This is a genomic window from Streptomyces albidicamelliae, assembly GCF_025642175.1.
In the GTDB taxonomy this organism is placed as follows: Bacteria; Actinomycetota; Actinomycetes; order Streptomycetales; family Streptomycetaceae; genus Streptomyces; species Streptomyces albidocamelliae.
On sequence record NZ_CP106795.1, the window covers coordinates 1,123,854 to 1,144,842 of the forward strand.

At 73.8% G+C, this 20,989-nt stretch carries 24 protein-coding genes and 1 pseudogene; 4 read left to right on the plus strand and 21 right to left on the minus strand.

The genetic code is table 11. The features are described 5' to 3' along the window. Positions 1–55 precede the first annotated feature (55 nt). The 10 genes from aspA to N8I86_RS05435 form a co-directional block, all read right to left on the minus strand. Positions 56–1,465: an aspartate ammonia-lyase gene (gene aspA / locus N8I86_RS05390; RefSeq protein WP_263277243.1), complete on the minus strand. Its 1,410-nt coding sequence runs from the start codon at positions 1,463–1,465 to the stop codon at positions 56–58. Between the two features lie 738 nt (positions 1,466–2,203). Further along, a complete protein-coding gene (locus N8I86_RS05395) occupies positions 2,204–3,220 on the minus strand; it encodes an asparaginase (RefSeq protein WP_073895334.1) in 1,017 nt (338 codons plus the stop codon). Between the two features lie 41 nt (positions 3,221–3,261). Further along, complete coding sequence (locus N8I86_RS05400) at positions 3,262–3,453, minus strand: hypothetical protein (RefSeq protein ID WP_263277244.1); 192 nt, start codon at positions 3,451–3,453, stop codon at positions 3,262–3,264. Continuing rightward, entirely contained in the window at positions 3,450–4,124 is a 675-nt protein-coding gene (locus N8I86_RS05405; RefSeq protein WP_073894661.1) for a FadR/GntR family transcriptional regulator, read from the minus strand. The genes N8I86_RS05400 and N8I86_RS05405 overlap by 4 nt, the downstream gene beginning before the upstream one ends. A gap of 169 nt (positions 4,125–4,293) precedes the next feature. Continuing rightward, positions 4,294–5,130, minus strand: a complete 837-nt coding sequence (locus N8I86_RS05410; RefSeq protein WP_263277245.1) for an undecaprenyl-diphosphate phosphatase — start codon at positions 5,128–5,130, stop codon at positions 4,294–4,296. 79 nt (positions 5,131–5,209) lie between these two features. Further along, the gene (gene crcB, locus N8I86_RS05415) at positions 5,210–5,584 is read right to left on the minus strand and encodes a fluoride efflux transporter CrcB (RefSeq protein WP_263277246.1); all 375 of its coding nucleotides are present in this window, start codon (positions 5,582–5,584) and stop codon (positions 5,210–5,212) included. Further along, the gene (locus N8I86_RS05420; RefSeq protein WP_073894664.1) at positions 5,581–5,961 is read right to left on the minus strand and encodes a DUF190 domain-containing protein; all 381 of its coding nucleotides are present in this window, start codon (positions 5,959–5,961) and stop codon (positions 5,581–5,583) included. Before N8I86_RS05420 ends, crcB (N8I86_RS05415) begins: the two co-directional genes overlap by 4 nt. Further along, entirely contained in the window at positions 5,958–6,419 is a 462-nt protein-coding gene (crcB, locus tag N8I86_RS05425; protein ID WP_123438816.1) for a fluoride efflux transporter CrcB, read from the minus strand. Before crcB (N8I86_RS05425) ends, N8I86_RS05420 begins: the two co-directional genes overlap by 4 nt. Before the next feature lie 77 nt (positions 6,420–6,496). Beyond that, entirely contained in the window at positions 6,497–7,456 is a 960-nt protein-coding gene (locus N8I86_RS05430; RefSeq protein ID WP_263277247.1) for an SMP-30/gluconolactonase/LRE family protein, read from the minus strand. 79 nt (positions 7,457–7,535) lie between these two features. After that, positions 7,536–7,823 (minus strand): helix-turn-helix domain-containing protein, encoded by a 288-nt coding sequence (locus tag N8I86_RS05435; RefSeq protein ID WP_073894667.1) that lies wholly within the window; start codon positions 7,821–7,823, stop codon positions 7,536–7,538. A gap of 322 nt (positions 7,824–8,145) precedes the next feature. Between N8I86_RS05435 and N8I86_RS05440 the strand changes: the two genes are divergently transcribed. Beyond that, positions 8,146–8,496, plus strand: coding sequence for a VOC family protein (locus N8I86_RS05440; RefSeq protein ID WP_073894668.1), 351 nt, complete (start codon positions 8,146–8,148; stop codon positions 8,494–8,496). Between the two features lie 74 nt (positions 8,497–8,570). Then, positions 8,571–8,984 (plus strand): MarR family winged helix-turn-helix transcriptional regulator, encoded by a 414-nt coding sequence (locus tag N8I86_RS05445; protein ID WP_073894669.1) that lies wholly within the window; start codon positions 8,571–8,573, stop codon positions 8,982–8,984. Here the strand turns inward: N8I86_RS05445 and N8I86_RS39240 are convergent. The 9 genes from N8I86_RS39240 to N8I86_RS39250 all read right to left on the minus strand — a co-directional run bounded on the left by N8I86_RS39240 (position 8,981) and on the right by N8I86_RS39250 (position 15,681). After that, complete coding sequence (locus N8I86_RS39240) at positions 8,981–9,517, minus strand: MBL fold metallo-hydrolase (RefSeq protein ID WP_404830782.1); 537 nt, start codon at positions 9,515–9,517, stop codon at positions 8,981–8,983. The genes N8I86_RS05445 and N8I86_RS39240 overlap by 4 nt on opposite strands. A gap of 33 nt (positions 9,518–9,550) precedes the next feature. Beyond that, a complete protein-coding gene (locus tag N8I86_RS39245) occupies positions 9,551–9,871 on the minus strand; it encodes an MBL fold metallo-hydrolase (RefSeq protein WP_404830783.1) in 321 nt (106 codons plus the stop codon). 118 nt (positions 9,872–9,989) lie between these two features. Further along, the gene (locus N8I86_RS05455) at positions 9,990–11,102 is read right to left on the minus strand and encodes a hypothetical protein (protein WP_263277248.1); all 1,113 of its coding nucleotides are present in this window, start codon (positions 11,100–11,102) and stop codon (positions 9,990–9,992) included. Between the two features lie 229 nt (positions 11,103–11,331). Beyond that, positions 11,332–11,730 (minus strand): SseB family protein, encoded by a 399-nt coding sequence (locus N8I86_RS05460; RefSeq protein WP_123438814.1) that lies wholly within the window; start codon positions 11,728–11,730, stop codon positions 11,332–11,334. A gap of 225 nt (positions 11,731–11,955) precedes the next feature. After that, positions 11,956–12,513: a cysteine hydrolase family protein gene (locus tag N8I86_RS05465; protein WP_073894672.1), complete on the minus strand. Its 558-nt coding sequence runs from the start codon at positions 12,511–12,513 to the stop codon at positions 11,956–11,958. Further along, complete coding sequence (locus tag N8I86_RS05470) at positions 12,510–14,015, minus strand: purine-cytosine permease family protein (RefSeq protein ID WP_263277249.1); 1,506 nt, start codon at positions 14,013–14,015, stop codon at positions 12,510–12,512. The genes N8I86_RS05465 and N8I86_RS05470 overlap by 4 nt, the downstream gene beginning before the upstream one ends. A 139-nt stretch (positions 14,016–14,154) precedes the next feature. Then, positions 14,155–14,463, minus strand: coding sequence for a DUF2795 domain-containing protein (locus N8I86_RS05475; protein WP_263277250.1), 309 nt, complete (start codon positions 14,461–14,463; stop codon positions 14,155–14,157). 153 nt (positions 14,464–14,616) lie between these two features. Continuing rightward, a complete protein-coding gene (locus N8I86_RS05480) occupies positions 14,617–14,760 on the minus strand; it encodes a hypothetical protein (RefSeq protein WP_263277251.1) in 144 nt (47 codons plus the stop codon). Positions 14,761–15,450: 690 nt separating this feature from the next. Further along, entirely contained in the window at positions 15,451–15,681 is a 231-nt protein-coding gene (locus tag N8I86_RS39250) for a hypothetical protein (RefSeq protein ID WP_404830784.1), read from the minus strand. Between the two features lie 10 nt (positions 15,682–15,691). Here N8I86_RS39250 and N8I86_RS39255 point away from each other — a divergent pair, with 10 nt between their 5' ends. After that, the gene (locus N8I86_RS39255; RefSeq protein WP_385326697.1) at positions 15,692–16,048 is read left to right on the plus strand and encodes a CAP domain-containing protein; all 357 of its coding nucleotides are present in this window, start codon (positions 15,692–15,694) and stop codon (positions 16,046–16,048) included. Positions 16,049–16,489: 441 nt separating this feature from the next. After that, a pseudogene (locus N8I86_RS05490) lies at positions 16,490–17,561 on the plus strand (NAD(+)/NADH kinase). A gap of 19 nt (positions 17,562–17,580) precedes the next feature. On the opposite strand, the gene N8I86_RS05495 reads toward N8I86_RS05490, so the two are convergent. Continuing rightward, positions 17,581–18,216 carry a chloramphenicol phosphotransferase CPT family protein gene (locus N8I86_RS05495; protein ID WP_263280069.1) on the minus strand — a complete coding sequence of 212 codons (636 nt, stop codon included), beginning with the start codon at positions 18,214–18,216 and terminating at the stop codon, positions 17,581–17,583. Positions 18,217–18,326: 110 nt separating this feature from the next. Continuing rightward, positions 18,327–20,969, minus strand: a complete 2,643-nt coding sequence (locus N8I86_RS05500) for a SpoIIE family protein phosphatase (protein ID WP_263277253.1) — start codon at positions 20,967–20,969, stop codon at positions 18,327–18,329. Between the last annotated feature and the right edge of the window lie 20 nt (positions 20,970–20,989).

Consider the following 20,989-nt stretch of genomic DNA (forward strand, 5'->3'; position numbering starts at 1 on the left):
ACTATTGTGCCTCCGGGCCGGTCCCCGAGCGTAGTCGTGCGGGCCCCGCCGCTGGTCAGGCGACCGGTGCCCCGCTGCCCGCGACGACCTCCGGGCGGAGCAGGCCGGCGAGCCTCTCGGCCGGCAACAGGCCCTTCTCCAGCACCAGTTCGGCCACGCCCCGGCCGGTGGCGAGGGCCTCCTTGGCGATGTCGGTGGCCGCCGTGTAGCCGATGTGCGGGTTCAGGGCGGTGACCAGACCGATGGAGTTCTCGACGGTCGCGCGCAGCCGCTCGGTGTTGGCGGTGATGCCGGACACGCAGCGCTCGGCCAGGGTGAGGCAGGCGTTGCGCAGATGGGTGATCGACTCGGACAGGGAGTGCAGGATGACCGGCTCGAAGGCGTTCAGCTGGAGCTGTCCGGCCTCGGCGGCCATGGTGATGGCGACGTCGTTGCCGATGACCTCGAAGGCGACCTGGTTGACCACCTCGGGGATCACCGGGTTGACCTTGCCCGGCATGATCGACGAACCGGCCTGCACGGCCGGCAGGTTGATCTCGCCGAGCCCGGCGCGCGGCCCGGAAGACAGCAGGCGCAGGTCGTTGCAGCTCTTGGAGAGCTTGACGGCGATCCGCTTGAGCACGCCCGACATCTGCACGAACGCACCGCAGTCCTGGGTGGCCTCCACCAGGTTGGCGGCGGTGACCAGGGGCAGGCCGGTGAGGACGGACAGATGCCTGCGGGCGGCCTCGGCGTATCCGTGCGGGGCGTTGAGGCCGGTGCCGATGGCCGTGGCGCCGAGGTTGATCTCCTGGATCAGCTCGACGGCCTCCGCGAGCCGGCTGCGGTCCTCCTCGATCATGACGGCGAAGGCGGAGAACTCCTGGCCGAGGGTCATCGGCACGGCGTCCTGCAGCTGCGTCCGGCCCATCTTGAGTACGTCGCGGAACTCGACGGCCTTGCGGGCGAAGGCGTCCTGGAGGACTGCCATCGCCTTGAGCAGGCCGCGCACCGCGAACACCGTCGCGATCTTGACGGCGGTCGGGTAGACGTCGTTGGTGGACTGGCCGAGGTTGACGTCCTCGTTGGGGTGCAGGTGGGTGTACTCGCCCTTGGCGTGGCCGAGCAGCTCCAGCGCGCGGTTCGCCACGACCTCGTTGGCGTTCATGTTGGTGGAGGTGCCGGCACCGCCCTGGATGACGTCCACGACGAACTGGTCGTGCAGGCCGCCGGCGCGGATCTCCCGGCAGGCGGCGACGATCGCGGCGGCCTTGCGCGGCGGGAGCAGCCCGAGTTCCTCGTTGGCGAGGGCCGCGGCCTCCTTGACGGCGGCCAGGGCGTCGATCAGGTGCGGGTACGCGGAGATCGGGGTGCCGGTGATGGGGAAGTTCTCCGTCGCGCGCAGGGTGTGGATGCCCCAGTACGCGTCGGCGGGCACCTCGCGGTCGCCGAGCAGATCGTGTTCGGAACGGGTGGGCGCGAGCATGAGGGTACGGCCTCTTTCTGCGGTACGGAGGGGATGGCGGCGCCCCTCGGGGGCGCGGGGACTGATCGACCGACGTCGGCGAAGGCGTGCGGCGATCGGCTCGGGCAGCGGGCTCAGGGGGCGGTTGGCGTCGGCACCGGTCGGTCATCGCCGGTCGGCGGCAGCTGTCCGGCTGGGCGGTCGGGGGCGAGGTCGGGAAGCGCGCCGGGCCTCGGGCGGTCAGCCGTCGGCAGCGGCAGTCGGTCGGTCAGCCGTCGCCGGTCGGCGGCAGCTGTGGGCCGGGTGCTGGCAGTCGGGGTCGGAGCGGGACGTCGGGTGGTGTCGGTCGGCAATCGGGGCGACGTGGGGCGATGGCGGTCGGCGGTCGGGAGAGGGGATGGACGTTGTGCGATGGCGGCCTGCGGTCCGTAGCCGCGGGGTGCCCTGGGCGATCGGCCTCCGGTGTCGGCATGGCGACGGTCGCGGTCGACCGGCGCCGGCCGGCACGGGCATCCGGCACCCGCGACCTGGTGATCAGCCGTCGGCGGCGACATCCGGTCGGCCATCGGCGTCCGGCTCAGGCGCCGGCCGTCGGCGTTGGGCGTCGGCAGTCGACGGCCGGCGTCGGTCGGCGCCCACCGATCAAGGTCAGTCGGCGCCCACCACCCACATGACGCCCGGCACCCCCGCGGCCCGCACGCGGCACCCAGCACCCAGCACCCAGCACCCAGCACCCAGCACCCAGCACCCAGCACAGCCCTACACGCAGGCCGGTGCAGGGACGGGGTCCAGTGCGCGCACGGTGCGTACGGAGCCCACCGGCTGACCGCCGCCCAGCAGCGGCTCCCCCGTGAAGGCCGTGAGCAGGCCGGGGTCCACGCCCGCGCGGGCGAGCGCCGCAGCGGCGACCGGGATCCGCGCCCGGTTCGCGCCGTCGGCGATCTTCACGGCGACGGCCGTGCCGTCCGGCAGCGCGGCCACCTGGACGCCCTCGAAGCCGTCCTTGGCGAGCAGCCCGGGCACCGCCCGCATGAGGGCGGCCACGTCGCGGCCGGAACCGGAGGCCATCTCGGCGTGCTCACGCATCGCGTCGGCGACCCGCGCCTCGGGCGTGCCCGGCGCGGCCGAGGTGATGCGGGCCAGGGCGCGGGCGAGGCCGTGCAGCGAGATGGAGAACAGCGGGGCCCCGCAGCCGTCGACGCTCACGCGGGCGACGCGCTGGCCGGTGAGGTCCTCGACGGTTCGCATGACGGCCTGCTGGAGCGGGTGCGCCGGGTCGAGGTAGTCCTCGAGGGTCCACCCGTTGAGCTCGGCGGTCCACAGCATGGCCGCGTGCTTGCCGGAACAGTTCTGGGCGAGGCGGGACGGAGCCCGGCCCGCGCGGACCCACGCGTCGCGGACGGCCGGGTCGAACGGCATGTCCGGCACGTTGCGCAGGTCGTCCTCGCCGAGTCCGGCCAGGGCGAGGATACGGCGGGTGCCGTCGAGGTGGCGCTCCTCGCCGGAGTGGCTGGCGGCCGCCAGCGACAGCAGCGCGCCGTCGAGGGGCAGTCCGGCGCGCAGCATGGCCACGGCCTGCAGGGGCTTGACGGCCGAGCGCGGGTAGAAGGCGGCCTCGATGTCGCCGAGCTGGAACCGCACCCGGCCGTCGGCGTCGAGGACGACGACCGAGCCGTAGTGGATCCCCTCGACGACACCGCTGCGCAGGAGGTGGGCGACGGGGGCGTGGAGGGGTTCGCGGACGACGGGCGCGTCCGCGGGGGAACTGCTGTGCATCAGTGCCTGCATCTCGGGGTCGGGTTCGGCCGGTACGCGGGTCACGCGACCGCACCGGTGGACTGGCGCGATATTCGGCCGCTGAGGCCGTACGGGCCCGTGGGCGCCGCGCCGGCGATCGCCGGCGGGACGGGCACGGTGGTGCGCCCGGCGCCGTGGGTGAGGGCGCGGGCGGGGAGCACCGCGGCACCGGTCCGGAGCCGTGGCGGGTCCGCGAAGTGCCACCCGCTCACGACTCGGGTCCGGCCTGCGCGGGAAGGTCGGTGCGTCGGCGCACGATGTCGGTGAGGGAGGTCTCGACGCGGTCCAGGTGGTGGCTCATGGCCTCCACCGCGTCGAGCTCGGAACCGTCGACGAGCGCCTCGACGATCGCCCGGTGCTCGCGGTTGGACTGCTCGCGGCGTCCGCCCAGTTCGTTGAGGAACGCCGACTGACGCGCGAGGGCGTCGCGGATCTCCTCGATGACCCGGCGGAAGACCGGGTTCTGGGCGGCCTCGGCCACGGCGAGGTGGAAGAGGGTGTCCATCGCGACCCAGGCGGTGGTGTCCGTCTCCCGTTCCATGCGGTCCAGGATGTGCACCAGGTGGTCGAGGTTCTCCGGGGTGCGGCGCAGGGCCGCGTAGCCGGCGACCGGGATCTCGATGTGGCGGCGCACCTCCAGCAGGTCGCTGGCCGCGTAGTCGCCGAAGGTGGGGTCCTCGACCGAGCCGGCGACGACGAAGGTGCCCTTGCCGGTCCGGGAGACGGTCAGGCCCATCGTCTGCAGCGCGCGCAGCGCCTCGCGGAGCACGGGCCGGGACACCTCGAGGGTGCGGCACAGCTCGGCCTCGGAGGGCAGCTTGTCGCCGATGGCGTACTCGCCGCGTTCGATGGCGCCGCGGAGGTGGGCGAGGACCGCTTCCATGGCGCTGACGCGCCGCGGACCCAGACCACCTGTCTGGCTGTCTGACAGGTTCACGGAGCGATCCTGCGCGCTGCCGGCCGGGAGTGTCAAGCCGGGGGTGCGGAGACGGCGACGGGGCGCGGCGCCCGGTGTCGGGCGGCCGCGCCCCGTGGGTGGGCGGCGGGCCGGCTCAGCTGCTGAGCGTGCCGGTGCCGAGCAGGCCGAGCAGGAGCACGCCGACGACGATGCGGTAGATCACGAAGGCGTTGAAGGAGTGCTTGGCGACGAACTTGAGCAGCCACGCGATGGAGGCGTAGGCGACCACGAACGACACGATCGTGCCGACGGCCAGCGGGGCGGCGCCCACACCGGCGCCGAGGGCGTCCTTGAGCTCGTACAGGCCGGCGCCGGTCAGCGCCGGGATGCCGAGGAAGAACGACAGGCGGGTGGCGGCGACGCGGTCCAGGTCGAGGATGAGCGCGGTGGACATGGTGGCGCCGGAGCGGGAGAAGCCGGGGAAGAGCAGGGCGAGGATCTGGGAGCAGCCGACCCACATGGCGTCCTTGAAGGACGTGTCGTCCTCACCGCGCTTGTGGCGGCCCATCTGGTCGGCCACCCACATGACGCCCGAGCCGGCGATCAGCGAGCCGGCGACCACCCAGAGCGAGGCGAGCGGGCCGTCGATCAGGGGCTTGGCCGCGAGACCGACCACGACGATCGGGATGGTCGCGGCGATCACCCACCAGGCGAACTTGTAGTCGTGGTGGTAGCGCTCCTCGCGGTTGGTCAGACCGCGGAACCAGGCGGAGACGATCCGCTTGATGTCCTTGAAGAAGTACACGAGCACGGCGGCGATGGCGCCTACCTGGATGACGGCGGAGAAGCCGACGACCGACTTGTCGTCGACGGGGATGTTCATGAGCCCCTCGGTGATCTTCAGGTGGCCGGTGGAGGACACCGGGAGGAACTCGGTCACCCCCTCGACTACCCCGAGGACGACGGCCTGACCGACGGAGATGGCGCTCATGGGATCCAGTTCTGAAAAGAGGTAGTTGGTCGACAGTGCTGTAGACAGTACTCACTATGCCCGGCCGTGCGCGAGCCGCCTAGGTCCAGAGCGCACCGGCGAGGGCGAACCCCGCGAAGGCGGCCGCGAGGCCCGCCGCCACGCTCGCGACGACGTTCACGGCAGCGTAGAGGCCGGAACCGGCCTCGGTCAGCCGCAGGGTCTCGTAGGAGAAGGTCGAGTACGTCGTCAGCGCCCCGCACAGGCCCGTGCCCAGCAGGAGCTGCAGATGCGGGCCCGCGGCCCCGGCGGCGACCGCGCCCGTGAGCGTTCCCAGGATCAGCGAGCCGGTGACGTTCACCACGAAGGTGCCCCAGGGGAAGACCGAGTCGTGGCGGGCCTGGACGGCCCGGTCGGTGAGGTAGCGCAGGGGGGCGCCGACCACGGCACCCGCGATGACCAGCAGCCAGTTCACAACGAATTCTCACCCTTCGGATCCGCCCCGTCCGGGGCCGGCGAGCGGCCCACGTACCGGACGACCTCGCACTCGTCCAGCGTCACGAGGCCCTCCCCGACCAGCTCGTCCAGCTGCGGCAGGAACGCCCGGACCCGTTCCTCGGTGTCCACGACGACCACCGCGACCGGCAGGTCCTCGCTCAGGGACAGCAGCCGGGAGGTGTGGACCCGGGAGGAGGCGCCGAAGCCCTCGATGCCCCGGAAGACGCTGGCCCCGGCGAGCCCGGCGGCGTGCGCGCGGTGCACGATCTCGGAGTAGAGGGGCTTGTGGTGCCAGGTGTCGTCCTCGCCGATGTAGACGGTCAGCCTGAGGGCACGGCCGGTGAGTGACGTCATCGCTGCCTCCTGATGAGCACCCGGCGGGCGGCGGCCGACGCGAGCCACACCGCCGCGAGGGCCGCGACCAGCGTCGCGGCGAGATAGGCGAGCCCCAGGCCGGGGCGGCCCGCGCCGACGAGCCTGCGGATGTCGACGGCGTAGGTGGAGAAGGTCGTGAACCCGCCGAGGACGCCGGTGCCGAAGAACGGGCGGACCAGGCGGTGAGCGGCCCACACGTCGGTGACGAGCACCATGAAGACGCCGATCACGGCACAGCCGACGACGTTGGTCAGGAAGGTCGCCCAGGGGAAGCCGCCCTCCGGGGTGGGCCAGACGAGGGTGAGCCCGTAGCGGGCCGACGCGCCGATGGCACCGCCGACGGCGACCACCGCGACGACGGGTGCCTGGGTGCGCCACTCGGACCGCCGGCGGGGTGCGGGGCGGACGCGGACGTTCTCTGCTTCCGGGGCTGTCATGCGCGTACGTCTCCTGTTCGGGCTGCCCCGACGGGTGATCACGGCCGGGCACCAGGGTACCGCCGGACCGGGCCCGCCTACCCGGCGGTGGGCAGCGCGCACACCGCGACGCCGGGCTCCCAGAGGCTGCCGAGGACCAGGTGCTCGCCGGCCGTGCAGACACTCGTGACCATGCGGAAACGGGAGCTGCGGCGGGTGAGGTGGTGCAGGACCCGGCCGTCGTCGTCCACGGCCAGCACGCCGATGGTCCGGCCCGGCCGGAACGGCGCGTGGACGGCGGCACGGGCGGCGGCGGAGCGGACGGCGGCCGGGGCGCGGTGCAGGAGGTCGAGCGGGGGGACGCGGGGGCCGGCCAGGGACACCCAGATCGGCCCGTCGGGGCCCTCCCGCCAGAGGTTGTCCGGCATCGCGGGGAGGTCGGCGAAGAGGTCGGTGTGCCCGGCGCGCGGACCGGTCAGGTGGTAGCGGGTGAGGCGGCGGGCGCCGGTCTCGGCGACGACCAGGAAGGAACCGTCCGCGCTCGGGGCGAGCCCGTTGGCGAACTGCAGTCCCTCCCGTACGACTTCGGGTTCGCGGGATCCGGGGGCGAGCCGCAGCAGCCGCCCGGTACCGGTGTGCTCGACGATGTCGCCCAGCCACTGGCCGAGCGGGTAGCGGCGGCTGGAGACGGTGAAGTACACGGTGCCGTCGGACAGGGCGACGACGTTGCTGCAGAAGCGGAGCCGCTCCCCCGCCACCGAGTCGGCGAGGACCCGGACGGTGCCGTCCTCCGGGTCGACGCGCAGCAGTCCGCGCTCGGCGTCGCACACCAGGAGGCCGCCGTCCGGGAGGAGTTCGAGCCCGAGGGGGCGGCCGCCGGTCTCGGCCAGCACCTCCACCCGGGCCGTGAGCCGGTCGCCGAGATGGTGGACGCGGAGGATCCGCCCGTCCTCCACTCCGGTCAGCACGCGCCCTTGCGCGTCGGCCACCACGTCCTCGGGGCCGCGGGCGCCCAGGGAGACGTAGTGCAGCGGGACGAGTTCCGTGGAGCGGTCCATGTGCCATGCCCTTCGCCGTCGGTCGGCCCATCCTGGCAGTCGACCCGCGGGCGGGGCCGTGTTCCCGGGAACTCGACGCTCACCAGCCCTTTTCGAACATGCGGGCCACCTCGGCGATGCGGACCTCGTCGCGCCGGTAGTAGGTGCGGCAGTGGAACCGCCGTGTGCGCAGCAGGCCCAGGCGGGTCAGCAGGTCCAGGTGGGCGAGGGCGGTCCGGCGCGGTACGCCCAGCTTCGCGGCGACGGCTCCGGCCGTGACGCCCGTGCCGGCGGGATGGCACCGGCCCCCGGCCGGGAAGTGGGCCGCCGGGTCCTCCAGCCATTCGAGGATGGTCTGCCGTATGCGGCCCGAGGGAATGCCCATCATCCGTCCGCCCTCCGTCCCCGGCCTCCTCGTACGCGGTGCTCCCACTGTGACGCGAACGGCCCCACCGCGTCCGGCACTCCACGACCGTTGTCCGGTACCGAACGGCCGTACGACCGGAAGGCGGCCGGCACCCCCGGAAACACGGGGAGGACCCGGCCGTACAGCGATGCCGTCGCCTGCCCGGCCGGCGCGGCGATGGCCGGACAACGCCTTCGGTGCCAACCGGTCAGGATCCGAGAAGCCGCGGCGGGCACCCCGGCCCTACGTTGGGAGCACCGACGGGAAATCCGTCGGTTCCCGCAGCTCAGAAGGAGCGAGTGCCATGACCGCAGGCGTGCAGACGATCATCTACCCCGTGAAGGACCTGGAGCGGGCCAAGCCCCTGTTCGCCGCGCTGCTCGGCGTCGAGCCGTACGTGGACGAGCCGTACTACGTGGGGTTCAAGGCCGCCGGGCAGGACGTCGGGCTCGACCCGAACGGGCACGCCAAGGGCATGACCGGTCCGGTGCCGTACTGGCACGTGACGGATCTGAGGGGACGGCTCGCGGCCCTGCTGGCGGCCGGTGCCGAACTCCTCCAGGACGCGCAGGACGTCGGCGGGGGCCGGCTCGTCGCCTCGGTCAAGGACCCCGAGGGCAACCTGGTGGGGCTGCTCCAGGACCCCGCGGCCTGAGGTCCGCGCCACCCTCTGCACAGCACACTAGTTGCACACTCAATGACTGGCCGGATCGGTGCTACCGTGCGGATATGGCAGTCAAGACGGCCGACGCCCGGCTCGAGGAACGCTGGCGGGACATCCTCTCGGTGCACGCCCGCACGATGTGCGAGATCGACCGCGCGCTGCACCCGCACGGGCTGGGCGCGAGCGATTTCGAGGTGCTGGACATCCTGGCGTCCGAGTCCTCCGCCGAGGGCGACCAGTGCCGGGTGCAGAACCTCGTCGGGCGGGTGCATCTCAGCCAGAGCGCGCTGTCCCGGCTGATCGGCCGCCTGGAGAAGGACGGTCTGGTGGAGCGCTCGGTGTGCGCGGAGGACCGGCGCGGGGTGTGGGTGGCCCTCACCCGCGCGGGCCGCGAGCTGCACGCCCGGGTGCTGCCGCTGCAGCGGGCGGTGCTCCAGCGCATGCTGGCCGAGCGGGAGGGCTCCGCGGCCCCCGCCTAGAGCACCAGCTCCGTCCCGTCCGCGAGGACTTCGACGCCCTCCGCGGCGACCCGCGCACGTGCCGGCGAGAAGGGGTCCAGGAGCGGGTTCGTGTGCCCGAGGTGGGTGTAGATCCGGCGTGCGCCGAGGTGGCGGGCGAGGGCGCCGAGAGTGCCGCCCGGGCCCGTGACCGGCAGATGGGTCCCGGCGGCCCGCCCGGCGCCGGCCCGGACCGCCGTACCCCCCTCCTCGGCGGCGAAGTACGTGCCGTCGGCAAGCACGCAGTCGGCCTCGGCGCACAGGTCGTCCAGCTCCGCGCTCCACACACCGACGCACGGGGCGTAGAGCAGGACTCCCCCGCTGGCCAGGTCCTCGATGCGGTACGCCGTCACCCACGCGCGCTCGGGCAGCGGTGCCTGCACGGGCACGTACGCGGGGACCTTCGCGCCCACCGGAATCGCCGTGACGACCAGCCCGCCGGCCAGCACGAAGCCGCCGTCGGCGAGGCCGTCCGCCCATTCCCACGGGGCGTGGCGGTCCAGGGCGGCCCGCACCGGCGCCAGGGCCGCCCGTACCGGCGGGGCCGCCTACACCTTCAGACCCGTCGCCCCGCGCAGCTCGGTCAGCCCGGTGATGTGGTCGTACTCCGCGTCGGTCAGCAGCACCCCGCGCACCGGCGTGTCCCGCGGGCCGGGCCCGGGCCACAGGGCCCCGGTCGCGGCCAGCTGCGTGCGCAGGTCGGGTGAGGCGTTCAGCAGCCACCAGTCGCGTCCGTTCCCGGTGACGGCGGCGCACTCACGGGTCCGGGAGGGCAGCCGGCCGGCACGGGCCGCGGAGCACGGCCCGCAGGCGCAGTTCCACTGCGGGAAGCCGCCGCCGGCGGCGGTGCCCAACGAAACGACCCTCACGGCCATCGGCTCCTTCTCACTCGCCCGGATGCTCCTCGGACTTTCCCGGAGGCTTCGCGCGGGGACCTTTCCCCGGTGGGATCTTCCCTGTGGGATCTTCCCTGCCGGGGGGCGGGTGCTACTCCTGCGCGGGGGGCGGATCCGGCCGTCCTCCGCCGGGCCGTCGGTCGGCCGGGCGCCGGGGCGGGATCGGCTCGCCGCCGAAGTCCCGGGGTCCGGTCCACAGGGCCGGTACGGCGTCGCAGCGGCGGCACAGCTCGTAGGCGATCGCCTCGTAGTTGACCCGCCAGCCCCGGTACTGCGGCCAGGCGTCCTTCGGTGAGCGCCGCGCGCGGAACCCGGCCCTCCCCAGCATGGCCACGGCCGCCTCGAACTCGGCGTAGGTGAGGCGGACGGGCGCCGTGGGCGACGGATCGACGTCGAAGGGGATGCGCAGGGCCCGGGCGATGTCCCGCAGGGCGGTGAATCCGGCGCGCAGCACCAGCCGGGCCTCCGGCGGGGCAAGCCGCGGATCCAGGGCGAGCTGCAGGGCCGCCGCGTCCATGACGGCGACGAGACCCACCAGCCAGCTGCGGTGCGGGCGCGGGGAGCGGAAGGTCAGCAGGATCGGGTACGTCGAATGACTCTCGCCCATGTCCGACGCGAGCCGTTCCCAGGCCCGGTACAGCTCGGGCAGGGCGGTCTCGGTCTCGACCAGCCACTGCCGCGCGAGGATCTCCGGCCCCCAGGCGGGCTCACCGGCCCGTGCCTGGAGCAGGGTGACCTCCAGTTCGCGCCGGTTGTAGGCGGCGTAGAGGGTGGGCAGGTAGGCGATCTGGAGGGCGATGAGGACGGGCCCGGTGGCCGCGGCCATGAAGTCGATCACCGACAGCTTCAGCCGGGCGCCGCTGGCGAAACCCAGGGTGAACAGGCTGGAGCCCGCCTCCCGGAACGCGGTGGCCCAGGACAGCGGGGAGAGGGCGAACAGCAGCAGCCCGTATCCGAGGAGCGCACCCAGCAGCCAGCCGGCGAGCATGCCGACGAGCATCAGCGGGGCGAGCCAGGTCTGCGCGCGGTCGACGGCGTCGTAGCCGCCGCGCAGGGCCGCGAGCCGGAGCACGCGGCGCAGCAGCCACCACAGGCGGAAGACGAGCCCGGAGTAGAGGCCCCGGGGCACGACGAGGGTGCGGAGGATGCTGCTCAGCACCGATGCGAGGATCAGGGCCCCGGCCACGCCGGAGATCAATTCCATGCGCTCATTCTGGGGCCGGGAGGGCCCGCGCCCCGGGTTTCGCGGCCGGCGGCGAGGCCGTGGTGGCTGGTGGCGCGGCTTCCGCGGCCCCGGGGCGGTGCGGTAAGCGGACAGGTACCGCGCGTTCCGGCGAGCCATCCGGGGCCGCTGCGCCTACCGTGTGCCTCTCGGTGATCGGGGGATCACCCCACGGGGTGAGCGGAGGTCGGCGCCGCTCACCCCCGCGGTGTCAGCGGGCCAGCAGGGTGCGGACCCCCCGTGAGGTCAGCGTCAGCGCGTGGGCGGAGCTGCCGTCGATGGCGAGGGAGAGGTCCTCCTCCGGCCACTGCGAGGCGAGCGCGCCCAGCGGGATCAGACGGTAGCGCGAGACGAACGGCAGCAGCTCGGCCATCTCGCCCTCCGAGGTGAACACCGGGACGACCGGGTCGCCGTCGGGCTGCTCCAGGACGGGCAGCGCCACCGTGCCGGCGTCGGCACCTTCGCCGTCCACGGCGTCGTCCGGCACGGGCACGAGCACGTCGGTGTGGGCGAGGGTGTCCAGGGCGGTCTGGTCCTCTGCGTTCAGGGTCAGCGCGTCCAGCGCCTGCTGGGCCGGGGTGGGCAGGTCGTCGTGTGCGGGTGTCTCCATGGCAGGTCCCCTGGTAGCGGCGGTCGTACGGGCCACCCGGACGGTTGGGGCCGGGCGTGCTCCGCCTCGCGTACCCAAGGGGGTCCGGGGCATGCGTGAGGATCGGCGGGAGGTCCCGTGGGGGACGAATGGGGACCGTGGTGCCGGTGGGACGGGGGACGGTGCGAACCGACCGTCCTGGTCGTTCCGGACGGGTCAGGTGTTCCCGACCCGGGCGGGCGGTGCTCAGGTCCCGGGCTCCGCGAGCAGGTCGGCGACGGTGGTGACCTCGATCAGCGGTCCGTACAGCGCCATCACCCGCAGGGCCCTGAGGTGGGAGTCGTCGTCGACGCCAGCGCAGGCGTCCGCCACGACCGTCACCCGGGTGCCGGCGTCGGCGGCGGCCAGGGCGGTGGACAGCACGCAGCAGTCGGTGCTGACGCCGGCCAGGACCAGACGCTCTTCCGGGGCGAGGCGTGCGGCGAGTCGCGGGGTCCACTTGCCGAAGGTGGGAGCGTCCACGACGTGCTCGGCGAGGTCCCCGAACCCGTCGGTCAGCTGCCAGAGTCCGGCGTCCGGCGGCTGGAGGGCGAAGGGCCACCGGGCGTAGTAGGCGCGCCAGGCGCCGCTCGGCTCACGCGGGGCGATGAAGCGGGTGAAGGTGACGCGTCCGGCGAAGGCCGGCAGCAGGGCGCGTACGCCGGCCGCCGCGTCCGCGTACCGGGGCGCCGCCCAGGGGCTCGCGGGGTCGGCGAAGACCCGCTGCATGTCGATGACGGCGAGCCGGCCGGGGACCGGTGTCATGAGCGGTACGCCCCCTCGTCCGGGGCCGGGCCGGGCGCCCGCCCCTCCTGCTCGCGCACCCGGCCCCCGCTCAGCAGCAGGGTGCCGAGGAAGGCGAGGACCAGGGCCGCCAGGACGCCCAGGTTGGCGTACGCCCAGGCGCCGTCCTTGCCGCCGAGGCCCAGCGGCCCCAGGAGGTAGCCCTGCCAGGTCAGCCAGTCGGCGGCGGTGTTGGTGACCAGGCCCCAGCCGACGGCCGTCGCGGTCAGGGTGAGGACGAGGGGCGCCGGGGGAACGTCGCCGTAGCGGCCGTGCGGCCGGTACAGGTCGCCCTCGTCGTAGTCGCGGCGGCGCAGCGCCAGGTCGGCGAGCATGATCCCGCACCAGGCGGCGACGGGGACGCCGAGCGTGGTGAGGAAGCCCATGAACTGGCCGAGGAAGTCGCCGGCGAAGAACACGATGTAGACGGAGCCGGCGATCATCAGGACGCCGTCCAGCAGCGCGGCCAGGTACCGGGGCACCCGCAGGCCGGCCGCGAGGAGCGCCAGGCCGGAGGAGTAGATGTCGAGGACGGCCCCGCCGACCAGGCCGAGCACCGCGACCACCGCGAACGGCACCAGGAACCAGGTCGGCAGGATCGTCGTCAGCGCGCCGATGGGGTCGGCCGCGACGGCTTTGCTGAGCTCCGGCGAGGAACCGGCCAGCAGCAGACCGAAGACCAGCAGGAACAGCGGGGCGACGGAGGCGCCGAAGGCGGTCCAGCCGATCACGCCCCGGCCGGACGAGCCGCGGGGCAGATAGCGGGAGTAGTCGGCGGCCGCGTTGACCCAGCCGAGGCCGAAGCCGGTCATCATGAACACCAGCGCGCCGATGAGTTGCTGGGCGGAGCCGGACGGGATCGCGCCGACCGTGTCCCAGTGGACGTGGTCGGCGACCAGGGCGATGTAGACGACGGTGAGCACGCCCGTGATCAGGGTGATCCAGGTCTGCAGCCGCATGATCAGATCGAAGCCCATGACCCCGCCGACGACGGTCAGGGCGGCGACCACCGCCAGCGCGACCGCCTGGGTCCCGGTGCCCCCGCCCCAGCCGAGCCGCCCGAAGACGGTCGCGGTGGCCATGGTGGCGAGCGCGACGAGGACCGTCTCCCAGCCGACGGTGAGCAACCAGGAGACGAGGGAGGGCAGCCGGTTGCCGCGCACCCCGTACGCGGCCCGGCTGAGCACCATCGTGGGTGCCGAGCCGCGTTTTCCGGCGACCGCGACGAAACCGCACAGCAGGAAGGAGACGGCGATGCCGAGCACGCCGGCGGCGAGCGCCTGCCAGAAGGAGATGCCGAAACCGAGGGCGAAGGCGCCGTAGCTCAGCCCGAGGACGGAGACGTTGGCGCCGAACCAGGGCCAGAACAGCGTGCGCGGGGTGCCCTTGCGTTCCGCGTCCCGGATCACGTCGAGCCCGTGGGTCTCCATCCGCAGGGGACGGTCGGCGGGTCCCTCGTCACCGGAGCCCTGCGGTCGGGTCATCGCTGCGCCCACCTGCCCTGCCTGTCCGGACCTGTCCGATCACGCCAAGTGCGCTCACGCTAGGTCGGTGCCCGGAGGGCGTCAAGAACATGACCACCGAGCGGTCAACCGGGCCACTCGCGGCGGGGGTTGGCCCGGCTCAGCGGCCGAACTCCTCCTGGATCGGCGTCCTCGGCTCTTCCCTCAGATGCTGCGAGAGGCCGGGCTTGCCGCCGTGCCGCGCCCGTTCGGTGCGGCGGCGGCCGGGGTCCGGCTGCGCGTCCGCCCGGACCGACCGCGCCACGGCCTCGCGGCTCGGGTACTCCTCGGCCGGGATGCCGCGCAGGGCCGTGACGACCCCGCCGGACGCGCCGGCCTCCCGCGCGGCCGTGACCAGCCGGTCCCGGTCGGCGGGGTAGGTGACGTCCTTCAGCGCTTCCAGTACGTCGGGGACGCTCGTGCGGGCCATGCGGGGGCCTCCTCTTCGCTCGTTCCCCTCGTCCGGCGCCGGCCGGACTTCCTCGTTCACCTCGTCCGGCGCCGGCCGGACTCCTACGTTCACCCCGCCCCGGCGCCGGCCGGGCTCGGTCCCGGCGCCGGCGCCGCGCGGACCGTGTCCGCGTCACTCCCCGGGCGCGTCCCCGGCGTCCTGATCCTCGGTGTCGGAGCCCTCCGCCTGTGACGGAGTGGTGCGCGGCGGCTGATCCGGCTCCGGACCGTCCCGCTCGCCCTCGGCCTGGGAAGGGGTGCTCTCGCTCTCGCTCATGGGGCCTCCCACGCTCGTCGTGTGTTCCCGGCGTCCGAAGCTCCGGGTACCCACCCCGCCCGCACCCCATCACCGCCCGGAATGCCGGCCCCGACCGGGAATGCGCCCGTCTGCTGTCACCCCGAGGGCCCGGGAGTCACCTCGTCGCGGAGAGGTTGCGGAACCCGGCGGTGACATCCCTCACAGCCCCGGCGGGGACTAGGCGCCACGGTTAGTAGATGCCGCTCCGCTGAAATAAAGGATTTGTCCGTCTTGCCGGGCGCCGCGAGCGGCTCTCCGGGGTCCACGCGACAGCCGCCCGGCATCGCTCCGCATTCCGCGCCCCATGCACGCTCCTGACGACGCGACAGCAATGCGCAAACGTCGCGGACGCGAACCCCACATCTCCGGCGACGCCTGGCAAGAGGCCCCAGGGGCTACGAAGCGCGGTAGTAGAAGGACCACTTTGCGCTCGCTGTGAGGCCGTCCTGAGAATGAGCGCTCGGCGATCACCGAGTGAGGTTGACGTATGGGCCAGCATCGAAGGAAGCAGCACTACCGGCGGATAGTCATCACCGCCGCCGCCATCGGAGCCGTGGGCGTGCCGTCTGTCGCCCTGGCGTGCTCCGAGTGGCCGTCCGGCGCGCAGGAGCCGTCGTACGCCGCCCCGACGAGTACGCCCGTGGCACGGTGGCACCACGCCCACAGGCATCACCACCGCAACTCTTTCCCCGCGGCGCCGCAGGCGTCCGCGCCGTCCGCGCCCCAGGCCCCCGCCCATCCGAGTGCGACGAAGAAGGCCGAGGCACCCGGGCCCAGGACCACCACCGCTCCGAGCGCGCCCCGGGCCACCGTGCCCACGGCTCCGGCGGCCCCGGCCACGCACACGGCGCCCTCCACGCCGAGCACGCCCAAGCCGGCCGCCACGGCGTCCGGGGTCACCGCCCGGATCGTGCAGCTCGTCAACGCCGAGCGCGCGAAGGCCGGTTGCCAGCCGCTGACGCTGAACTCGACCCTGACGAAGGCCGCGCAGGCGCACAGCGCTGACATGGCCGCGCACCAGAACATGTCGCACACCGGATCCGACGGGTCGACCCCGGGCGACCGCATCACCCGCGCCGGCTACACCTGGAGCAGCTACGGCGAGAACGTCGCCTACGGCTACTCCACCCCGGAGCAGGTCATGGACGGCTGGATGACCAGCCCGGGGCACCGGGCCAACATCCTCAACTGCTCGTTCAAGGAGATCGGCGTCGGTCTCGCGCAGCCGAACAGCTACTGGACCCAGGACTTCGGCACGGCCAGGTGAGCCGCGGTCCCGGCGGAAACAGGCCGTGACGGCGGGCGCCGGGCACGGCACCGACAGGGTGCCGCCCCGGCGCCCGCCGTCGTGCCGTGCGTGCTGAGGCGGCCGTCAGGCGCCGTGCGGGCCGGCGGCCCGCCGGTAGCCGAGCGTGAGCGGATTGATCAGGTGGTGCGCACCACCGTGCCGACGGAGCGCCGCGTCCCCGCGGTGCCCTGTGAGCCGTCCATGCCGAACCTCCCGTGAGCGTTTCCCCCGTCTCCTCCGCCACGGTGCCGTGATCCGCCGCCCGCTGCCTGAGTAGCCGTACTCAGGTGGGTGCGGGTACCTCACCCGGTTTCCGGGGCCCGTCCTCCCGCCGCGGCGCCGGCGGCGTGGCGCGCGCCGGGACGGCCCGGTCCCCGACGAGGATGACGGTCGGTGAGGAGCGACGGCTGGGAGGCGGCTATGACGGTGAACCGGGTCGGTCTGGTCGTGCACGGCGGCCGCGGCGAGGCTGTGGCCGCCGCGGCCGCCGTGCACGAGGTGCGCCGAGCACGCCGTGGGGTGCACCGACATCGACGTGTGGCAGGAGGGCTCGCGGCACAGCGCGCGGGAGGAGGTCGACGCCGCAGGCGATCCCGACCTCATCGTCACGCTCGGCGGTGACGGCACCTTCCTGCGCGGGGCGCGGCTGGCCGCCGAGAACGACGCCATGGTGCTCGGCGTCGACCTGGGCCGGGTCGGCTTCCTGACGGAGGTGCCCGCACAGGCGGTGCGCGCGGCGCTGGACGCGGTGCTCGAGGAGCGGATCACCGTCGAGAGCCGGATGCTGCTCACCATGCGGGCCTCGTGCCGGCTGGAGGTGCCCGCGCAGGTGGAGACGCTGCTGCGGTACGGCCGCGGTCCGATGCTGCCGCCGCCCCGTGTGCGCGTGGAGTGCGAGACGGGCAGCGACTGGGGTGTCGCCCTGAACGTCACCGCGCTGAACGACGTCGTCCTGGAGAAGCTGGCCCGGGACCGGCAGGTGTCGGTCGGGGTCTACCTGGCCGGCCGGCTCCTCGCCTCCTACTCCGCCGACGCCCTGCTGGTGGCCACGCCCACCGGGTCCACCGCCTACAGCTTCGCGGCCGGCGGTCCGGTCGTCTCGCCCCGCACCGAGGGGCTGGTCTTCACACCCGTCGCCCCGCACATGGTGTTCAACCGCTCGGTCGTGGCCGCCCCGGACGAGCCCATCGCCTTCCGGGTGCTGGAGCGGTCCGGACAGGCCGCCGTGAGCATCGACGGCCAGTTGCGGGGGGTGTTGAGCCCCGGGGACTGGATCGGCGTGTACGCCGCTCCACGCCGGCTCAAGGCGGTCCGGCTGGGTCCGATGGACTTCTACGGCCGGTTGCGGGAGCGGATGAACCTCACCGACGCGCCGGCCGCGCTGGCCGACGGCACCGCCGCGCCCCTGTGGCCGGTGACCACTCCCCCGCCCGGGGACCTGGCCCACCTGGCGCTGCCGCCGGCCCCCGAGGACGCGTCCTGGCGGCCCTGACCCGCGCCGCTCCCCGCGGTCATCGCGGCCCCCCCGGCCCGACGGGCTCCGGGGGCGTCCGCAGGGCCGCCCGGAGCTGTTCGAAGGCGGTGGGGCGGGGCCGGTGCGGCAGGAAGTCCCGGATGCGCAGGGCGCATTCCTCCGGGGAGAGCAGGTTGGTGTCGACGTCGAGGTCGTGCCGTCCGTGTGCGTGGACGTGGTCGTACTGCAGTGCGGCCAGTCCCGGTTGCCGGTCCCCGCGTTCGCGCTCGCGCCGCTGGAGTTCGGGCAGCGGGCAGCGGACGCCGACCAGGACCGTGTCCGCCGGGTCGAGCAGGTCCAGGAGGTCCAGCAGCCGCCAGCGACGGCTCAGCGGATGGTCCACGACGAGGTTGTTGCCCGCCGCGGCCATCCCGGCGACCGCGCGGTGGAAGCCCTTGGCGGTGCGGTCGATCTCCGCCTGGAGGTCCTCGTCGGCGATGGGACGGTGGCAGCGCATGGCGTGGAAGGCGTCGACGGGAAGGTGGAACCACGTTCCGTCGAGCACGTCGAGCAGGGCGCGGGCGATGCTGGACTTCCCGGAACTCGACGTGCCGTTGAGCAGCACGACCGTGCCGCCCGCGGGAGTGTCCGGGATCGTCGCGCCGACGGGATCGGTCGGCGTCGGCCCAGTCACCACGGATTCCCCCCACCTCACCGGATGCGTTCCGGAAGGAATTTAGTACAGGACCGCGACGGCCCGTCGACGGGGTTCCCGCGCGGCCCGGGTCGGCCGGTGCGCGCGGGTCAGCCCGGTGGTGGGGTGCGCAGCGCCAGCAGGGCGATGTCGTCCGTGGTGTCGGTGCCGAGGCCGAGGACCAGCTCGTCGCAGAAGACGTCGAGCGGGGCGCGCGCGAGGGCCGCGGTGTGCTGCCGCAACCGGGTCATGGCGTCGCCGAAGGACTCTCCCCGGCGTTCGATCAGGCCGTCGGTGAACATCAGCAGCGTGGAGCGGGGCGGCAGCGGGTCGTCGGCGGTGACGCGGGGCAGGTCCGGGTCGAGGCCGATCAGCGGTCCTGCTCCGGCGTCGAGGTAGCGGGTGTCGCCCTGCTCGGTGGTCAGCAGTGGCGGCGGGTGCCCGGCCGAGGAGTGGCGGAGCTCCCACGGGCCGCCCTCCGGCCCCTTGACCACGGCGTACACGCACGTCGCCGTGGCGTGCGGGTAGAGGGTGTGGCAGGCCAGGTCGAAGCGGTGCACGACCTCCGCGGGGGGTTCCTGCCGGTCCACGGCGATACCGCGCAGCAGGTTGCGCAACTGGCTCATGGCGACGGCCGATTGGAGGTCGTGCCCGGTGACGTCGCCGATGACGAGGGCCGTGTCGCCCTTGGGCAGGACGAAGGCGTCGAACCAGTCCCCGCCGATCTGGGCGTCCGCCCCGGACGGGGCGTAGCGGGCGACGAGTTCCAGGTGGTCGACGTCCGGGAGGTGGGGCAGGAGCGCGCGCTGCATGCGTTCGGAGGTGCGCCGGGTGTGCTCGTGGAGGCGGGCGTTGTCCACGCCGAGGGCGATGCCACGGACCAGGTCGGTGACGAGCGGCAGATCCTCGTCGGTGAACGGGGGATCGTCCCGGCCGCGGACCAGGGTGAGGGCGCCGAGGACCTCCCGGCGGGCCCGCAGCGGGGCGATGATCGCGGTCCGCGCCCCCAGTTGCCGGAACAGCTCCTCCTGGCTCTCGTCGAGGGGGCTGCCGAGCCGCCCCGACGAGGAGACGTCCGCGAGGCGCAGCGGGCCGGCGCCGCGCAGTACCCGGGGCAGGGGTCCCCCGGTCTCCTCGGACATCGGCGGCAGCGCGCCCAGCCGTACCCCCGGTTTCAGCGCCTCGGGCGTGCGGTGGACGACGCAGACCCGCTCCACCCGCTCGTGCTCGCCGAGCAGTTCGACCACACACCACTGGGCGAGCTGCCGGGTCAGGACCCGGCACACCCGGTGCAGACCCTCGGTCAGGTCCAGGGTGCTGGTGAGCGCGCTGGTCGCGTCCACGAGCAGGCTCAGCCGGTTCAGCGTCGCGTCGTCCGTGCACGGGTTCCCGGCGGCCCGTGCCCGTGTCCGCACGGCCGGCGGGTGCGAAGGGCCCGGTTGCGGCCGGATCGCGTGGTGTCCGGTGTGGTCGCCGCCCGGCGGCGCGGCCGGTGCCGTGCGGGCACCCAGCTGGGCGACGAACACGGTACGGCCGTCCAGCGCCTCCTGGGTCTGGATCCGCAGCCGGATGGGGATCAGCCGGCCGTCCCGGTGCAGCGCGGGCAGCGGTATCGAACGGCCGAGGATGCGGGGTTGCCCGGTGAGCAGCAGGGACCCGAAGGCCGCGGCGTGGCGGTCCCGCAGGTGTTCGGGGATCAGCACGGTCAGCCGGCGTCCGACGAGGTCGTCCGGCTGCCAGCCGAGCAGGTGCGCCGCGGCGGCGTTCACCGCGATGATGCGGTTGCCGTCGTCGGCGGCGATCGTCGGGACGTTACTCGCCTCCACGTCGGCGGCGTCCCACGGCGCCAGCTCGGTGGAGGAGGCGCTCGGGGCGTGGGGGAAGAGCGTCCAGGCGGTGGGGGGTCCGCCGGACAACTGGCCGACGATCTGGTCGAACAGCCAGCCGCAGAAGGACCGCACCTGCGGCAGCGCGGGAAGGGTGAGGAGGGCTCCCTGCTGGGCCGCGGAGTCGGCCAGGTCGAGGGTCAGGCGCAGGGCTGCCACGGCGGGCCCGGCGTCCGCCGGGAACGCCGACCGGAGGCAGAGGGTGGAGCTGTCCGGGGCCTCCTCCTGTACGGCGGCCGTCGTACAGGCGCTGATCAGGTTGCTCGTGTCCAGGGCGGTGAGGAGCTCCTGCCTTGCCAGGTCGCCCGGCAGGTCGTGTGCGGCCGGGCCGAAGGAGAGGAGGGCCAGCTCGCGCAGCAGGGACTCGCGGTGCTGCTGTGCGGCCGCGTGGAGCGCGTAGGGCAGGTCGATCAGGGTGACCGTGACGGTACGGCCCGGCGAGGGCACGGCGTCCCAGGGGGACGACGGCGGCACCGGCTTGTCCGGCCACAGCTCGAACCACACGGTCTTGCCGTTGTCGCCGATGCGGACTCCGTGGATGGCGGACAGCTCCTCCAGCAGCTTCAGTCCGCGCCCGGTACCGGCGTACGGCAGCCAGGAGTGCGGTACCGGTCCGCGGTCCGGCCGCCGGTCGGCGACCGCGACGTGCACCCGGTCCGCGGTGCGGTCCACCCGGACCTCGACCTCGGTACGCGCGTGCAGGACCGCGTTGGTCACGAGTTCCCCGGCCAGCAGCTCGGCGGTCTCGGCGACGTCCGGTGCGGTGCCGGACAGCGCCGACCGTACGAATCGCCGGGCCGACGCCACGCTCTCCGGCCGCGGGGGGAACCGCCGCGACGGTGCCTCCGAGGGAGCCGGGCCGCTCATACGCACCGGTGTACCCAGGA

Excerpts from the sequence above, each read along its gene's own strand:
- N8I86_RS05480 (WP_263277251.1), bottom strand. The coding sequence starts at position 14,760 with ATGAGCGAGAGCGAGAGCACCCCTTCCCAGGCCGAGGGCGAGCGGGAC.
- N8I86_RS05440 (WP_073894668.1), top strand. The coding sequence starts at position 8,146 with ATGACCGCAGGCGTGCAGACGATCATCTACCCCGTGAAGGACCTGGAG.
- N8I86_RS05410 (WP_263277245.1), bottom strand. The coding sequence starts at position 5,130 with ATGAGCGCCATCTCCGTCGGTCAGGCCGTCGTCCTCGGGGTAGTCGAG.
- N8I86_RS05475 (WP_263277250.1), bottom strand. The coding sequence starts at position 14,463 with ATGGCCCGCACGAGCGTCCCCGACGTACTGGAAGCGCTGAAGGACGTC.
- crcB (WP_123438816.1), bottom strand. The coding sequence starts at position 6,419 with ATGACAGCCCCGGAAGCAGAGAACGTCCGCGTCCGCCCCGCACCCCGC.
- N8I86_RS05460 (WP_123438814.1), bottom strand. The coding sequence starts at position 11,730 with ATGGAGACACCCGCACACGACGACCTGCCCACCCCGGCCCAGCAGGCG.
- N8I86_RS05430 (WP_263277247.1), bottom strand. The coding sequence starts at position 7,456 with ATGGACCGCTCCACGGAACTCGTCCCGCTGCACTACGTCTCCCTGGGC.
- N8I86_RS05445 (WP_073894669.1), top strand. The coding sequence starts at position 8,571 with ATGGCAGTCAAGACGGCCGACGCCCGGCTCGAGGAACGCTGGCGGGAC.
- aspA (WP_263277243.1), bottom strand. The coding sequence starts at position 1,465 with ATGCTCGCGCCCACCCGTTCCGAACACGATCTGCTCGGCGACCGCGAG.
- N8I86_RS05405 (WP_073894661.1), bottom strand. The coding sequence starts at position 4,124 with ATGGAAGCGGTCCTCGCCCACCTCCGCGGCGCCATCGAACGCGGCGAG.
- N8I86_RS05455 (WP_263277248.1), bottom strand. The coding sequence starts at position 11,102 with ATGGAATTGATCTCCGGCGTGGCCGGGGCCCTGATCCTCGCATCGGTG.
- N8I86_RS05395 (WP_073895334.1), bottom strand. The coding sequence starts at position 3,220 with ATGCACAGCAGTTCCCCCGCGGACGCGCCCGTCGTCCGCGAACCCCTC.
- N8I86_RS05470 (WP_263277249.1), bottom strand. The coding sequence starts at position 14,015 with ATGACCCGACCGCAGGGCTCCGGTGACGAGGGACCCGCCGACCGTCCC.
- N8I86_RS05435 (WP_073894667.1), bottom strand. The coding sequence starts at position 7,823 with ATGATGGGCATTCCCTCGGGCCGCATACGGCAGACCATCCTCGAATGG.
- N8I86_RS05420 (WP_073894664.1), bottom strand. The coding sequence starts at position 5,961 with ATGACGTCACTCACCGGCCGTGCCCTCAGGCTGACCGTCTACATCGGC.
- N8I86_RS05465 (WP_073894672.1), bottom strand. The coding sequence starts at position 12,513 with ATGACACCGGTCCCCGGCCGGCTCGCCGTCATCGACATGCAGCGGGTC.
- N8I86_RS05500 (WP_263277253.1), bottom strand. The coding sequence starts at position 20,969 with ATGAGCGGCCCGGCTCCCTCGGAGGCACCGTCGCGGCGGTTCCCCCCG.